Source organism: Vibrio taketomensis (assembly GCF_009938165.1).
Taxonomy (GTDB): Bacteria; Pseudomonadota; Gammaproteobacteria; order Enterobacterales; family Vibrionaceae; genus Vibrio; species Vibrio taketomensis.
Map to the genome: position 1 here is coordinate 579,707 of NZ_AP019650.1, position 15,272 is coordinate 594,978.

Annotated in this window: 11 protein-coding genes and 3 pseudogenes; 11 read left to right on the forward strand and 3 right to left on the reverse strand. The window is 42.3% G+C overall.

Annotated elements, in window-relative coordinates; genetic code table 11:
- Positions 1 to 55: 55 nt before the first annotated feature.
- Positions 56 to 759, reverse strand: a pseudogene (locus Vt282_RS16315) (TetR/AcrR family transcriptional regulator).
- 915 nt (positions 760 to 1,674) lie between these two features.
- Here Vt282_RS16315 and Vt282_RS16320 point away from each other — a divergent pair.
- The 6 genes and pseudogenes from Vt282_RS16320 (at position 1,675) to Vt282_RS16345 (ending at position 7,844) form a co-directional block, all read left to right on the forward strand.
- Positions 1,675 to 2,415: an SDR family oxidoreductase gene (locus Vt282_RS16320; protein WP_162048088.1), complete on the forward strand. Its 741-nt coding sequence runs from the start codon at positions 1,675 to 1,677 to the stop codon at positions 2,413 to 2,415.
- Positions 2,416 to 2,426: 11 nt separating this feature from the next.
- A pseudogene (locus Vt282_RS16325) lies at positions 2,427 to 3,641 on the forward strand (acetyl-CoA C-acetyltransferase).
- 23 nt (positions 3,642 to 3,664) lie between these two features.
- Complete coding sequence (locus tag Vt282_RS16330) at positions 3,665 to 4,012, forward strand: phasin family protein (protein WP_162048090.1); 348 nt, start codon at positions 3,665 to 3,667, stop codon at positions 4,010 to 4,012.
- A 59-nt stretch (positions 4,013 to 4,071) separates the two neighbouring features.
- A complete protein-coding gene (gene phaC, locus Vt282_RS16335) occupies positions 4,072 to 5,847 on the forward strand; it encodes a class I poly(R)-hydroxyalkanoic acid synthase (RefSeq protein ID WP_162064074.1) in 1,776 nt (591 codons plus the stop codon).
- A gap of 276 nt (positions 5,848 to 6,123) precedes the next feature.
- Positions 6,124 to 6,636, forward strand: a complete 513-nt coding sequence (locus Vt282_RS16340) for a lipocalin family protein (RefSeq protein WP_162064075.1) — start codon at positions 6,124 to 6,126, stop codon at positions 6,634 to 6,636.
- Between the two features lie 200 nt (positions 6,637 to 6,836).
- Positions 6,837 to 7,844, forward strand: coding sequence for a S41 family peptidase (locus Vt282_RS16345; RefSeq protein WP_162064076.1), 1,008 nt, complete (start codon positions 6,837 to 6,839; stop codon positions 7,842 to 7,844).
- A 384-nt stretch (positions 7,845 to 8,228) separates the two neighbouring features.
- Here the strand turns inward: Vt282_RS16345 and Vt282_RS16350 are convergent, their stop codons facing one another.
- Positions 8,229 to 9,884 carry an FAD-dependent oxidoreductase gene (locus Vt282_RS16350; protein ID WP_162064077.1) on the reverse strand — a complete coding sequence of 552 codons (1,656 nt, stop codon included), beginning with the start codon at positions 9,882 to 9,884 and terminating at the stop codon, positions 8,229 to 8,231.
- 223 nt (positions 9,885 to 10,107) lie between these two features.
- Between Vt282_RS16350 and Vt282_RS16355 the strand changes: the two are divergent.
- The 3 genes and pseudogenes from Vt282_RS16355 (at position 10,108) to Vt282_RS16365 (ending at position 11,280) form a co-directional block, all read left to right on the forward strand.
- A pseudogene (locus Vt282_RS16355) lies at positions 10,108 to 10,414 on the forward strand (metalloregulator ArsR/SmtB family transcription factor).
- 14 nt (positions 10,415 to 10,428) lie between these two features.
- The gene (locus Vt282_RS16360) at positions 10,429 to 10,845 is read left to right on the forward strand and encodes a YeeE/YedE family protein (RefSeq protein ID WP_162064078.1); all 417 of its coding nucleotides are present in this window, start codon (positions 10,429 to 10,431) and stop codon (positions 10,843 to 10,845) included.
- A gap of 9 nt (positions 10,846 to 10,854) precedes the next feature.
- Entirely contained in the window at positions 10,855 to 11,280 is a 426-nt protein-coding gene (locus Vt282_RS16365; RefSeq protein WP_162064079.1) for a YeeE/YedE family protein, read from the forward strand.
- A 15-nt stretch (positions 11,281 to 11,295) separates the two neighbouring features.
- Here the strand turns inward: Vt282_RS16365 and Vt282_RS16370 are convergent, their stop codons facing one another.
- Positions 11,296 to 12,222, reverse strand: coding sequence for an endonuclease/exonuclease/phosphatase family protein (locus Vt282_RS16370; protein ID WP_162064080.1), 927 nt, complete (start codon positions 12,220 to 12,222; stop codon positions 11,296 to 11,298).
- A 272-nt stretch (positions 12,223 to 12,494) separates the two neighbouring features.
- On the opposite strand from Vt282_RS16370, the gene nrdD reads away from it, so the two are divergent.
- Both nrdD and nrdG read left to right on the forward strand, forming a co-directional pair.
- Complete coding sequence (gene nrdD / locus Vt282_RS16375; RefSeq protein ID WP_162048100.1) at positions 12,495 to 14,615, forward strand: anaerobic ribonucleoside-triphosphate reductase; 2,121 nt, start codon at positions 12,495 to 12,497, stop codon at positions 14,613 to 14,615.
- Between the two features lie 66 nt (positions 14,616 to 14,681).
- Positions 14,682 to 15,149, forward strand: a complete 468-nt coding sequence (gene nrdG, locus Vt282_RS16380) for an anaerobic ribonucleoside-triphosphate reductase-activating protein (RefSeq protein WP_162064081.1) — start codon at positions 14,682 to 14,684, stop codon at positions 15,147 to 15,149.
- Positions 15,150 to 15,272: the final 123 nt, after the last annotated feature.

The window sequence follows — 15,272 nt, forward strand, 5'->3', positions numbered from 1 at the left end:
CGCCAGCATATATGCTGGCGTTTTTGTATCTCGACATCTATCAAGGCAAATGTTTTTACTCACAATCTGTTTCATAGACTAATTCTGAAAGCTGTTTAGGGCTCAGAATTTGTTCTGAATTTATTTGTAGTCTTTGTATCATAATTTGGTTAAACATCTGCCAATGATTCAGCAAACATTGGTCTACGTCCTTGGTTTCATCGGACCAAGTTTGTTCCAAGAACGGCAAGAGACTTGCTGCACCATGCGCATACATGATCATTTGCCATTTTATTTCCCACACTTTAATCGGAGTGTGTGGATGTTCACGATTATATTCGTCGGCGATATCGTCAACCGCAGTCTGAATTTTTCCTGATTGATCAACAAAATAATCAAACAATGCATCTTCTTGACGTACTGCATCGGCGATTAACTGAATCGGTCGTTTGTTGGTCAACATCTGCGCAAGTAAGCGTACAGCAAAAATGTACATTTTCTCATTTGCAGGGATATTTTTCGGCATGTTCTCGATGATGGTTTGAATATAGTTAACCATATATTCTTGCAGACCATCACTAATGGCGTACCAAATTTTTCTTTACTGCCAAAGTGATGGCGAATCAAACTATGAGAAACTCCGGCTTGTTCGCTGATGCTTCTTAATGAAACGCGTTCGTAACCTAATTCACAAAACATGTTGGCTGCAACTCTGAGAATCTCACCTTTGGTCTTCACCGCATCTTGGGCGCTTCGACGCCCTTGTTTTCTTTCGATCATCAATTTCACCAAACCTTTGTAACGCTCTCTTTTTACCAGAATTACACTGTTTTTTCATCAATAATTGCGGGATATGCGTATAGAAAAAAGCGTTTATTTGGTAGCAGCATTTAAAATGATCAAACAACCTGGCGGTTTATTGCACTCTGTTTAGAAGCCAGGCCGTGGTTCCGTGCACGCTCATCGCATTAGACTTTTGTCTAAGATCGCACTGATTTTCTTTACAGCATGCGTTTGCATACTACCTTTAACGTGTAGCCGCAATAAAGTATCAATTTTTGTCAATTGCTTTGAAATTTTGCGCTTTTCGGCTTTTGATTGCAGTAGTTGAGACGTAGATATATTCACAACACTGCTATCAAATATTTGGGTCGTATCATCCACTGCCTAATTGATCGCGCGACTCAAACTAGCCAGCCCAGCATAATTTGCTGGGTTTTGTTTTCTATTGAAATAAAAGTAAAATTGACTTTAAATTTATCTTTAAATTCGTTTTAACAAAAATGTCATTTGTTGGTTCATTGGTGAAATATGGAAATAAATGCCAATGAATCAAATTGTGATTATTTTCATATACATCAAACACTTGTGTTGAACTACGTGTTTTCTCCTTGGTTAGATTAAATCTACATAAAACAATAACATAGCATTGGCGTGTAAATTATCAAAAGACTGGTAACAGCCTGAAAAATATCAAATTAACATTCATATAACATTTCACTCAAGTGGGATCTGACGCAAGTTTACGTATATTTCTCAAATTATTATTTGAAACGTAACAAATGCCTATTAGGTTTAAATATATAGAAAGCCACAAAGCGTGATGGCTTAAGAATAATTAACAGAATTGATAATAAAATATGATTATCTAGTCTGGGGATTTGTATTAACTTGCTGTTTGACATGGAGTCTTAAATGAAAAAAATCGCTTTGATCACGGGAGCGAAGGGCGGGATCGGTTCTGCTATAACCTCGCAGTTGGTAGAAGATGGTTTTCGAGTAATCGCTACTCATTCGGTTGGTAAACGTGAATGTGCGCAAAAGTGGTTCGAAGAAAACAACTTCACCAAGGATACAGTTCGATTGTTTGAACTAGATGTGACAGATACAAACCAGTGCGCTGAGCGCTTAGTCACACTGCTTCAAGAAGAAGGCACCGTTGATGTTGTCATCAATAATGCCGGAATCACCAAAGATGGTGTATTCAAGAAAATGACTCCACAAGCATGGAAAGATGTTATCGACACCAATTTAAACAGTGTATTTAACGTTACACAGCCGCTGTTTGCACCGATGTGTGAAAAAGGTGGTGGTCGCGTTATCAACATCTCTTCAGTTAATGGCATCAAGGGGCAATTTGGTCAAACCAACTACAGTGCTGCGAAAGCGGGCATGATTGGTTTTACTAAAGCACTCGCGGCGGAAGGTGCTCGAAGTGGTGTAACTGTGAATGCAGTAGCACCAGGTTATACGATGACACCGATGGTTGCGCAGATGAAACCTGAAGCGCTTGAATTTATTCAAAGTCAAATCCCGATGGGGCGCTTGGCAGAATCGGAAGAGATCGCCAAAGCTGTAAGCTTCTTAGTTAGCGATGCAGGTGCGTACATTACAGGCGAAACATTGTCTGTTAATGGCGGCTTGTACATGCAATAAGGAGCGTTGAGATGGAAAGAGTATTTGTTGTTGCTGCGAAACGTACCCCAATTGGTGCATTTGGTGGCTCCCTAAAAAATGTAAGTGCGGGTGATTTGGCTGCAGTTGCGATTAAGTCGGCGTTGTCAGAAGGCAACGTAGCGGCAGAGCTAGTCGATGAGGTGATTGTCGGCAACGTGATTGCGGCTGGCCAGGGCATGGGCGTTGGTCGACAAGCGGCTATTGCGGCCGGTATTCCTGAAATCACTCCAGCGTACAGTCTAAACATGGTGTGTGGTAGTGGTATGAAAACCGTGATGGATGCGGTGAGTCATATTCGCTCTGGTGATGGCGATATCGTTGTTGCTGCGGGTGTTGAAGTTATGTCGCAGATTCCATTTACGGTACCAAGTCAAGTTCGTGATGGTCATAAGATGGGCAACATGGCGCTGACTGATTTACTTATCAACGATGGCCTTACTGATGTATTCAATCAATACCACATGGGTGTGACCGCTGAGAATGTAGTTAAGCATGTTGGTATAACGCGTGAACAACAAGATCACTACGCACTTGAGAGCCAAAAGAAAGCTGTTTCTGCAATTGAAGCCGGGAAATTTGTGGCTGAAATTGCGCCAGTTGAAGTGACACAGCGTCGTGAAACGGTCACCTTTGATACCGATGAGTACCCAAAAAATAATGCCACGTTGGAAGGGTTACAAAAACTGCGTCCAGCTTTTGACAAAGAAGGCTCGGTAACGGCAGGTAACGCATCGGGCATTAATGATGGTGCTAGTGCGATTGTGATCGCGAGTGAGAGTGCTGTTAAGCAGCATAACTTGCGCCCTATCGCTGAAGTAGTGAGCTATGCCCAAGCGGGTATTGATCCAAAGATCATGGGTCTTGGCCCAGTACCGGCGGTTTCAAAGGCACTGTCTAAAGCTGAGTTGAAAGCGAGTGATATTGATGTTTATGAACTCAATGAAGCATTTGCTGGTCAAGCACTCGGTGTTATTCATCAACTGGCCGATGAGCATGCTTACCAATTACTGAAATTATGGATAAAGCGAACAAGAACGGTGGCGCAATCGCGCTAGGGCATCCCTCTAGGCGCATCGGGTAACCGCATTTTAGTTACGCTCATTCATGAATTAAATCGTAGCAATGGCCAGTATGGTGTTGCATCACTCTGTGTTGGCGGCGGTATGGGTACTGCGGTCATCGTTAAATCAATCGAATGGAATTAATTTTATAACCAGGAGCTATCGTCATGTACACTGACTTTTTTAAGAACTTCAATGACCAAACTGAAAAACAACTAGAACCATACATCAAGTTCAACAAACTTGTGACTAAGAACGTTGAAGTGATGACTGAACTTCAGCTAAACGCAATGCGCACCTATAGCGAAATGGGGCTAACACAAATGAAAGCTGCAACTGAAATCAAAGATGCGACGTCATTTGCTGCGTTCAATAGCCAGCAACTTACTGTTCTGTCAAAGCTATCTCAGCAAATGATGGATGACAGTAATAAGCTTCAGTCAATTGCAAAAGAGTTTAAAGACGACGTAGAGAAGCTAACTTCGGAAAACCTTAAAACAGTGAACCCCGCATAACCACTGATTAAGTCGCCGCCTTAATTAAGGCGGCTTTTTTCCGTTTTAAGGAGTTTCTTATGTTTCAACACTTCTTTTCGGATTACCTTGTTAAGCTCCAAGAAACCAATCAGAAATGGTGGGAGGATCTCGACAGTAACAGGGCATCCGTCAACACTCCGTTTAATAAAGCAATGCAAGAACTCAATTTTGAGGATACGGCGTTGCTTTTTGAAAAAGCGGCTAATCAACCAAGTGCGTTGATGGAAATTCAAGCGCATTGGTGGCAGCAACAGCTTGAGATATGGCAGAAAGTACTGTTAACCGGCAATACGGATTGTATTGTTGAAGCAGAAAAAGGTGATAAGCGTTTTAGTGACGAAAGCTGGCGTAATGAGTTGGTATTCAACTTTATTAAGCAATCATACTTACTGTTTGGTCAAACATACCTCAATACTATTAATAATATTGAAGGCTTGGATGAAAAAACGAAAGAGCGATTAAGCTTCTTCTCTAGACAAGCGATCAATGCGCTTTCGCCAAGCAACTTTATTGCAACCAATCCGGAATTGCTTAAGCTCACCATTGAACAAAATGGTGAGAACTTGCTTGCGGGATTGGAGCAATTGAAAAGCGATTTAGAAGCCAGTTCAGATATTCTAAAAGTTCGAATGACGAACAATAATGCCTTCCGTGTCGGTGAAGATATCGCGAACACGCCAGGTGATGTGGTGTTTAAGAATGAACTGTTTGAGTTGATTCAATATCGACCATTGACTGATAAGGTCAATGCGACACCAATGCTTATTGTGCCTCCGTTCGTTAATAAGTTTTACATCCTAGATCTAAGAGAAAAGAACTCAATGGTTCGCTGGTTACTCAATCAGGGTCATTGCGTATTTATGATCTCTTGGCGTAATCCAGGTGCAGCACAAAAAGAAACAGAATTTGGCGACTACGTTACTGAAGGCGTAGTAAAAGCAGTCAGTGCGATTGAAGATATTACTGGTCAGCCACAAATTAATGCGACAGGTTACTGTATCGGCGGGACGATTCTCGCTTCTACCGTTGCTTACTACGCCGCTAAACGGATGAAAAAGCGCATTAAAAGCGCGACATTTTTCACTACTATCCTCGATTTCTCGCAACCAGGAGAAGTTGGTGCCTACATCAATGAACCCATCGTGAGAGCGATTGAACTGCAAAATGATGTGAAAGGGTACATGGACGGTCGTTCACTCAGTGTAACGTTCAGTTTATTAAGAGAAAACAGCCTCTACTGGAATTACTATGTAGACAACTATCTAAAAGGGCAGAGTCCGGTTGATTTTGATTTGCTGTATTGGAATAGCGACAGTACCAACGTAACCGCTCCAGTTCATAACTTTATGTTGCGTGACCTATATTTGGAAAACAAATTGGTACAAGACAAAGGTGTGAAGATCGGTGGTGTTTGGATTGATCTCGATAAGATCAAAATTCCGAGTTATTTCATCTCGACAAAAGAAGACCATATTGCGCTATGGCAGGGCACCTATCGCGGTGCGTTGAAAGTCGGCGGCAATAAAACGTTTGTTTTAGGTGAATCAGGCCATATCGCCGGAATTGTAAACCACCCGGATAAGAACAAATATGGTTACTGGGTAAATGAAAACCTTGAGGATACCGCAGATGAGTGGATGAGTTCAGCGACTCACAATGAAGGCTCGTGGTGGACTCACTGGAACAATTGGTTATCAGGGTTTATTCCTGAAGAGCAAGTTGAACCGTTCCCACAAGGCAACGAAAATTACCCTGTGATTGACAAAGCGCCAGGTAAATACGTTAAACAAGTATTACCAATCGAGGAAGATTAAACGTTCTTTGAAAATAAGAGTATGTTTTGTCTTTATTATGATTAAAGTCACCCATTGCTGGTGGCTTTTTTATTGCTCACTAATTAAACATTAGGCTAAGGTGGGTAATTGCCAATGATAGATAGATCGAAAAAATGGTTCACGGCAGCCAATATTAGCCTGTCGTGCATAGTGCACAGTATAGGGTTTAAGCTAAAGTCCTTGTGAGCAACGGTATTTGCCAATAAACAGGCAACAAGGACAGTTGATGACAGCGATTAATAACAAGGGTGTTAAATGAAACGGATATTCGTTTACTTGGCTGTGATGATGATAACAGGGTGCTTGGGCATGCCTGAGACCGTAAAACCAGTAAAAGAGTTCGAGTTAGCGCGTTACCAAGGTACGTGGTATGAAATTGCTCGCTTAGATCACTCCTTTGAGGAAGGGTTAGAGCAGGTATACGCAGAGTACATACCACTCGAAAAAGAAGGGGTTGCGGTTATTAATCGAGGATATGATCCGCTTAAAAAAGAGTGGCAGCAGGCGAACGGAAAGGCGTTTTTTGTTGGTCACGCTGATATCGCTCACTTACAAGTCTCGTTTTTTGGTCCTTTTTATAGCTCTTACGTCATTTTTGAGCTCGATAAGCAAGATTATCAATACGCCTTTGTCTCCGGACCAACATTGGACTATTTATGGCTGTTAGCGCGCACACCGACAGTGGAACAAGAGGTCATCGATAAGTTTGTTGCGCAATCAAAACAACGAGGTTTTGATACTGAACAACTGATTTACGTTAAGCACTAAATTTAGTCGTTGTTTGACTGGTCAACACCTGTACTGATTTCAGGTATTCAAAATGGTTGCTGAATAGATTTGTAATATTCTATTTGTATTAACAACAGTTTATTATTCAAACGCCTGATTGACGTGTTATGATTCGTTTATATATTCACTTTGTTTAATATGATAGTCCAGGTGGCAGAATGAGGATGGTTCGTACGTGCATGCTAGCAGCCCTACTTGCATACAGTCAGGTAACGCTTTCCAATGACGAGCCATGCTATTACGCATTAAAGGAATTAATTAAGAAAGTCGAAGTGAATTACGCCGGGTATGCTGACAATCATAACGACAGCATCGAGCGTGCAACCAACACTCTATTTGATGAGATTGAAAAACAATCCCCCCAGAATTGTTTACCATATTTAGAACAATGGTTGGGCCACTTCTCCGATCCTTACCTTAAGATATACCCTCAAGATATACCATTTTCGACAAAGGTAAATCCAGAGACGACCCCTCCGACATTACACTGGCTGGCTGATGATGTTGCTCTCCTGAAGTTGCCTTCTTTTCATGCATCACAACGCCAAAACATCAATGATTTGATCAAGGGAAATGACGCTAAACTCAAACAGGCTGATGGTTTAATTGTTGATTTGCGGGGTAATACAGACGGACATTTTTTCGTCTTGGAAACACTGTTACCCTTGATTGGTGTGTTTGAGTTTAAATCTCGTTGGCATGTATTAGCATCCGAAGATAATTTGCAATTCTTTACTCGCTTATTAAAAAGAGATTTGGTGATTAACGAGCCAAAATATTTCAAGCGTTATGCTGCATTAGTTGCCGATATGAATACCTATCCCAACACACTCATAGAATTTGCTTGGCCTTGGGATAGCGCTTCTGATACACAGGCGAATATCGACAAAATATTTGTCATTCAAGATAATGGGGTGGGAGGTGCTGCAGAAGAATTTATTTTGGCCGCAAAATCCAATAGTAGAGTTACGACGTTTGGTGTTTCGACGCGCGGAAAACTAGACTATGTCACACCCGTTCCCCACGATATTTTCGATGCTTACCAAGTATTTATTCCAGCGAAAAAACGAGTATGGATTAGTGAGGGGCGGATAAACAATCTCGGCATCAAACCTGACGTAACAGTTGATATTACTAAAGAAGAGCTTGGTCAGTATCTATACCTGCGTTACATGAAGCGCTCATAATTTGCCTAAACTCAAAGGGATATCTAGTTTAGCTATAGATGTCTATTGCTTTCCATTCTCTCATCATATGTATCAATTCGATGTGCTGATTACCTTAAGTAAGTGCGTAATTATTATTTATCAATTTAAGAGAAGTGCACTTTTAAGTGCGCCTCTCTATTAGTTGGTGGCGTCAATTATCGAAGTAGATAATTTAATTCACACTACTTGGTCTTTGACTCCATTGTGAACGTGCATCCGTCTGATCAAACAGGAAATATTGCTTGTTTATGGTGTGGTATAGACTCTCAAAGCCTAGAGTGAGGGGAGAAAGCTTTACTAAAGCAACGCGATTTTGTGAGTTATGAAAAGGGGCTAATTGCCCCTTGTTTATATCTGTGATGATTAAGCTTTGGCAAACTTATAGGTTCTGTACCCGCCAAGTAAGTTTTTTGCTTTATAGCCATTATTCACCAATTGGCGATAGGCGACGTTACCGCGCAGACCAACTTGGCAATAGATAATAATCTCTTTGTCTTTAGGTAATTCTTGAATGCGTTGTCGGAGCTGGTCAACGGGAATGTTGATATCACCTACGATGTGATTATGGTTTTCACGCTCACCCGGATTGCGAACATCAAGCAATATTTGGCTGTCGTTTAGGTTATCAATTTCATCGAAGTGAATAGGCGTCAAATCGCCTTTCATAACATTGTTTGCAACGAACGCAGCTTGGTTGATAACATCTTTTGCGCTGCCGTAAGGTGGGGCATAGGTAAGCTCCAGATGTTGCAGCTGTTCAACGGTCATACCTGCACGTTGCGCGACGGCAATAATATCAATACGTTTGTCTACGCCGTCTTTACCTACTGCTTGTGCCCCTAAAATTTTACCGGTTTGAGGATCAAATAAGAGTTTGAATGAAATGGTCTCTGCGCCCGGATAGTAGCTGGCGTGGCTGGCGGTATGCACATAGATTTTCTCGTAGGCAATGTTTTCTTTTTTCAGCAGTTTTTCATTTTTACCTGTTGAGGCAACCGCAAGATCAAAGACTTTACAAATAGCGGTCCCTTGTGTGCCTTGATAGGTTTCACTGCGGCCAAGCATGTTGTCTGCAGCCATTCGACCTTGACGGTTCGCAGGGCCTGCTAAAGGTACTAGTGTTTGCTTGCCAGTGACAAAGTCGGCTTCTTCAACCGCGTCACCAACAGCATAGATTGATGGATCGCTGGTTTGCATGTATGAGTTGGTCATTATGCCACCAAGCTCTCCAATCGCGAGTCCAGCAGCTTGAGCAAGGTGCGTTTCAGGCTTGACGCCAATCGCCATAATAAGCAATTCAGTCGTTAGACTTTCCCCATTGTTCAAAGTAAGTTTGAGCGAGGGTTTTTCAGCGTCGAAATACTCGATTTGTTCAAGTGCAACGTTAAGTTTAAGGTCTATGCCTTTTTGTCGTATCTCATCGTGAACGAAGCCCGCCATTTCTCGGTCTACAGGGGTCATCACTTGGTCTGCCATCTCGATTAGGCTCGTCTTTATTCCAAGCTGGTGGAAAGCCTCCATCATTTCAAGACCGATAAATCCACCGCCAACAACGGTTGCGTGCTGTGGTTTGTTATTTTTAATAGCGGAGATAATACGGTCCATATCTGGAATGTTGCGCAGCGAATATGTAAGAGGGTTATCAATCCCAGTAATCGGCGGGACGACTGGCGCAGCTCCTGGGCTCAGTAATAAGAAATCATAACTTTCGTCGTATTCAGTACCATCTAACAGGTTTTTGATAGTTACGCTTTTGTTGCTGCGGTTAATGGCAACCACTTCGCTCATTACACGCACATCGACATTAAAGCGCGCGAGAAAACTAGCCGGTGTTTGCAACAATAGTTTGCTGCGATCGGTAATGTCACCACCGATGTGATAAGGCAGGCCACAATTAGCAAAAGAAACAAATTCACCGCGCTCAAACATGATGATCTCAGCGTTTTCATCTAAGCGTCTGGCTCTGGCAGCAGCGGATGCACCTCCGGCCACGCCTCCAATGATTACGATCTTAGTCATAGGCTATTCCTTTTTTTGCTGAGCCACACGCGTTCAGAATTCAATTTATCTCTCTGATTTATATACGAGTAGCTGAAATTTAAGATGACAATGTCGAGAAGACTATAATTACTTATATTAGCTTTGTCTAATTCTATTTCTTCTAAATGTTGAATTGCTAAATTAGAATTGACTAATTTAAATTGGTAAGTAAAATGTTAGCGAAATGTAGGAGTAAATCACGATGACTGACACCGATTTAGATTTAAGTAAGATGCAAATAAGTGCGTTAGAAGCTGCAGAAATGCTAAAAGTAATGGCGCATCCAGACCGCTTAATGGTTATTTGTCAACTGACTCAGGAGAAGTTGGGTAGGTGTTTTGTAATCCAATTCCGCATTGAGTCAGTCTGCTTTATCACAGCATTTAACCGTGCTTAGAAAGCACAACATCATCAAAGCGCGAAAATCTGCACAACAAGTTTTCTACTCATTAGCCGATGACCGAGCTGCCGTTATCGTAAAATCGCTGCAAACGGTATTTTGCAAATAGCGGGAGAGTTGAGTATGGAAGCGATACCTTGGAATTCTTTGTTGGGCGGGATCCTACTTGGCCTATCAGCAACGCTACTAATGATCGTCAACGGTAAAGTTGCCGGGATTAGTGGAATCTTAAATGGAATCATGGCCCGAATAGATGGAGACTTTGCTTGGCGAGTGGTTTTTGTTCTCGGTATGGTTCTTGGTGGTGGGTTGGTCACTTATATAGCGGGAGAGCCAATCCCAGATACGAGTAATATCTCGGTCGCTATGTTTATTGTCGCGGGTCTACTTGTTGGTGCTGGTACGCGAATTGGAAATGGCTGCACTAGTGGACATGGCATATGTGGCATTGGGCGTCTATCTAAGCGCAGCCTCATTGCGACCATAGTATTCATGTTGGTGGCCGGGGTGACAGTCTTTATTCGTTTGCATGTCGTTTAAGGGAAAATTATGAATAATGGCCTTAAATTGGTAGCGGCTTTAGCAAGTGGTGTGTTATTCGGCATTGGTATGGCACTTTCAGGTATGACTGATCCCACAAAAGTGATTGGTTTTCTAGATGTCGCAGGGAATTGGGATCCAAGCTTGGCATATGTTATGGGCGGTGCTCTCGCGGTGTTTTTGCCATGCTATCAACTGTTCATTAAGCCGCGTAAGCATACTCTGTCTGGAGAGCCTTTCTGTTTGCCTAGCAATACCACTATTGATAAGCGATTAGTATCGGGAGCGGCTGTCTTTGGTGTTGGCTGGGGTTTAGTCGGCGTGTGTCCAGGCCCCGCGGTAGCGAGTATTAGTTACGGAAATATTGGCATCTTTGCTTTTATTGGCGCGATGTTGATTGGCTCACTTGTTGCTAAGTCGATAATAAGCAAATAGCTCTAGCCTAAAGAGCTAATTGCCTTGCGAATAACTAATCTGTGCTGAGAGCGGACAATGGTCGCTAAGCTGATATTCCAATACATCGTCGGTTGAGTAGGGTGCCTGAGAAATGGTTTCTACTTTTAACTGAGGGCTGATGATGATGTGATCAATCAATGAACGGAATTGATGGGTGCGTTTAGGATTGTTGCGGCTTTTAACTTTGCATTTTGCATCTACATTTTTAGTCGCTAACTTTGCTTGGTTATCTTGGCTTATCATTGTCCACATCCAATCGTTTCTATACGCCAAGTTATGATTGAAATCTCCACTGATTATATATCTTTGATTGTTGTCTTCTCTTTCCTCTATCCACTCGTTGAGTTGCGCGGCTTGGATTTTTAAAGTTTTGCACTGTTTTGAGCGTGTCAGTTTGCCCGCACACCCGGCTTTAAGATGAACGTTTAGTAGATGAATAGACGTTCCATAGTAATTAACCACAATGTAGCTGGCAAAACGGAGTTTTTGTTGGTGACCTGAGGGTAAGAGTGAGACATCAGGGCGATCGTTAACATCAATCGATTTTCTTACCGCAAAGCCCGTGTATTGGTTGATATCGTCAAACTGTAGGTGCTGATTTTTAGGTAAAGCGCGATCTGAAAAATACAAGCGATAGTTATCACCGATCACGCGTGCAATGGCGGCGTGGTCTCCTACCTCTTGAAAGGCAAGAATGTCGGTATCCAATTGTTGGAAATAGTCTGCCATTTTGTAAAAATCAGCATTATTACGTAAAGAGCTTGCGAAACGCTCATTTCCCTTACTAACTAACCACTCAGTATTCCATGTTGAAAGTTTGAGCGAATGACCCGCTTGTGTTGGAAGTGGGGTCAATACCACTAGATATAGAAAAATGTGATGTTTTGCAGCATGTTTGAGCAATTTGATTTTGTCCATCATTGATAAACCTTTATCCGATAAGCCTTCTCAAAAAATCAAGTTTAAGAACGAAAAAAATGCAATTTTCAAAGTTTTATTTGTATCTGGGAGCTATGCCACCAAGATCGTTTCCATATTGTACTGTAACTGTATTTTAATGATTCAGATCAATACTTTTAGGGTGCTGATTGAGTCTAATACGCCACAACATCTAGTGTTAGTCTAATAAATAATAGCCCTATATAGTGTGTTTGTGGATAACTCTGTGAGTATACTGGGGTAAGGAGAGGAAGGTGAAACCAATCGTAATCAAGCGTGACGGCTCAAGAGCTCCGTTCAGCAGGGATCGTATTCAAGCGGCAGTGGAAGCAGCAGCAGATCAAGTGAATAACGAAATTGCAATTTACGCTCTCAATGTAGCGTTGGCAGTTGAGCTGCAGCTAAAAGATCACGATGAAGTTCACATCCATGAAATCCAAACCCTAGTTGAAAATGAGCTAATGCAGGGACCATACAAGTCTCTAGCACGTTCGTACATCGAATACCGCCACGATCGCGATACAGCACGTGAAAAGCATAGTGCTTTAACGCGTGAAATCGAAGGTCTTATTGAAGAAAGCAACGTTGATCTTATTAACGAAAACGCAAACAAAGATGGCAAGGTAATCCCGACGCAACGTGATTTACTTGCAGGTATCGTAGCGAAGCACTACGCAAAAACGCACATTTTGCCACGTGATGTGGTTCAAGCGCACGATGACGGTGACTTGCACTACCACGATTTAGACTACGCACCATTTTTCCCAATGTTTAACTGTATGCTTATCGATTTGAAAGGCATGCTGACACATGGCTTCAAAATGGGTAATGCAGAAATTGATACACCAAAATCAATTTCAACTGCCACTGCGGTAACCGCTCAAATTATCGCGCAAGTAGCTAGTCATATTTATGGTGGTACTACGATCAACCGTATCGACGAAGTGCTAGCGCCATACGTCGAAACCAGCTACGAAAAACACTTAACAGTAGCTAAAGAGTGGGATATTCGTGACCCAGAAGCGTTCGCTATCGCTCGTACTGAAAAAGAGTGTTACGACGCATTCCAATCACTTGAGTACGAAGTAAACACATTACACACTGCAAATGGTCAAACACCATTCGTTACTTTTGGTTTTGGCTTAGGTACAAGTTGGGCGTCACGTCTAATCCAGCAATCGATTCTGAAAAACCGTATTGCAGGCCTAGGTAAAAACCATAAGACAGCGGTGTTCCCTAAACTGGTATTCGCAATCAAAGATGGCTTAAACCACAAAGAGAGCGATCCAAACTACGACATTAAGAAGCTTGCGCTTGAGTGTGCATCTAAGCGTATGTACCCAGATATTCTTAACTACGACAAAGTAGTGGAAGTAACGGGTTCATTTAAAACGCCAATGGGTTGCCGCAGCTTCCTAAACACCTACGAAGAAAACGGTGAATTAATCCACGAAGGCCGTAACAACCTTGGTGTAGTAAGTTTGAACCTGCCACGTATTGCAATTCGTGCAAACGGCGACGAAGAAACATTCTACAAGTTGCTTGATGAGAAACTGCTTGTTGCTCGTCGTGCGCTTGAGTCTCGTATTTCTCGTCTTGAAAACGTGAAAGCTCGCGTAGCACCAATCCTATACATGGAAGGTGCGTGTGGCGTGCGTTTGAAAGCAGACGATTCAATTTCAGACATCTTCAAAAATGGTCGTGCTTCAATTTCTCTTGGTTATATCGGTATCCACGAGATGGTTAACGCACTATATGGTACGAGCGAGCATGTTTACGATAACGAAACGCTGCGTCAAAAAGCGATTGATATCGTTAAATACCTGAAAAAACATGTTGAGCAGTGGACTGAAGAAACGGGTTATGGCTTTAGCCTTTACGGTACACCGAGTGAAAACCTATGTAGCCGCTTCTGCCGTATCGACACGAAAGAATTTGGTGTAATTGAAGGTGTGACTGACAAAGGTTACTACACCAACAGTTTCCACCTAGATGTTGAGAAAAAGGTTAACCCTTACGACAAGATCGATTTTGAGATGCCTTACCCGCATATCTCAAGTGGTGGTTTTATCTGTTACGGTGAATTCCCGAACATGCAACGCAACGTCGAAGCGTTAGAAAACGTATGGGATTACAGCTACACCCGAGTACCTTATTACGGTACTAACACACCAATTGATGAGTGTTATGAGTGTGGCTATACCGGTGAGTTTGACTGTACAAGCAAAGGCTTTACGTGCCCAAGTTGTGGTAACCACGACTCAAGCAAAGTATCGGTAACTCGTCGTGTGTGTGGTTACCTAGGTAGCCCAGATGCTCGTCCGTTTAACTTCGGTAAACAAGAAGAAGTTAAGCGTCGTGTTAAGCACCTATAATCGCCAGTAAGTATCATTCACCAGCTCACTCATTTCAATGTGAGCTGGTTTTTTCATTTTAGAGCTATGAACTACCATCAATACTACCCAATCGATGTCGTGAACGGTCCCGGAACTCGTGTGACTTTATTTGTGTCTGGCTGCGAACATCAATGTCGCGGTTGTTACAATAAGACCACGTGGCGTGTAGATAGCGGACACCTATTCACTCAAGAACTTGAAGATCAAATCATCGCGGACTTAAACGATACTCGAATTAAGCGCAAGGGTTTGTCTTTGTCTGGTGGTGATCCTTTGCACCCTGCAAATGTGGTTGAGGTTCTGAAATTAGTACAACGTGTTCGTAATGAATGTCCGGGCAAGGATATTTGGTTGTGGTCGGGGTATACGTTAGCTGAGCTAACGCCTGAGCAAAAAGCAGTGGTCGATCTGATTGATGTTATGGTTGATGGTAAATACGAACAAGACAAGCGCGATTTAAACCTTGAATGGCGTGGTAGTTCTAATCAAATGATTCATTATTTTAAGTGTTAGTTTTAGGCAGCGAGAGCTGCCTTTTTTGATAGCATGTTTCCGTTACTCAATTTAAGCATACGCACAAATTTTCCAGTTAAGCACTTGGCTTTGCTCTACAGACTGTGGCTTGACTCGATCTTT

Excerpts from the sequence above, each read along its gene's own strand:
- Vt282_RS16320 (WP_162048088.1), top strand. The coding sequence starts at position 1,675 with ATGAAAAAAATCGCTTTGATCACGGGAGCGAAGGGCGGGATCGGTTCT.
- Vt282_RS16330 (WP_162048090.1), top strand. The coding sequence starts at position 3,665 with ATGTACACTGACTTTTTTAAGAACTTCAATGACCAAACTGAAAAACAA.
- phaC (WP_162064074.1), top strand. The coding sequence starts at position 4,072 with ATGTTTCAACACTTCTTTTCGGATTACCTTGTTAAGCTCCAAGAAACC.
- Vt282_RS16340 (WP_162064075.1), top strand. The coding sequence starts at position 6,124 with ATGAAACGGATATTCGTTTACTTGGCTGTGATGATGATAACAGGGTGC.
- Vt282_RS16345 (WP_162064076.1), top strand. The coding sequence starts at position 6,837 with ATGCTAGCAGCCCTACTTGCATACAGTCAGGTAACGCTTTCCAATGAC.
- Vt282_RS16350 (WP_162064077.1), bottom strand. The coding sequence starts at position 9,884 with ATGACTAAGATCGTAATCATTGGAGGCGTGGCCGGAGGTGCATCCGCT.
- Vt282_RS16360 (WP_162064078.1), top strand. The coding sequence starts at position 10,429 with ATGGAAGCGATACCTTGGAATTCTTTGTTGGGCGGGATCCTACTTGGC.
- Vt282_RS16365 (WP_162064079.1), top strand. The coding sequence starts at position 10,855 with ATGAATAATGGCCTTAAATTGGTAGCGGCTTTAGCAAGTGGTGTGTTA.
- Vt282_RS16370 (WP_162064080.1), bottom strand. The coding sequence starts at position 12,222 with ATGATGGACAAAATCAAATTGCTCAAACATGCTGCAAAACATCACATT.
- nrdG (WP_162064081.1), top strand. The coding sequence starts at position 14,682 with ATGAACTACCATCAATACTACCCAATCGATGTCGTGAACGGTCCCGGA.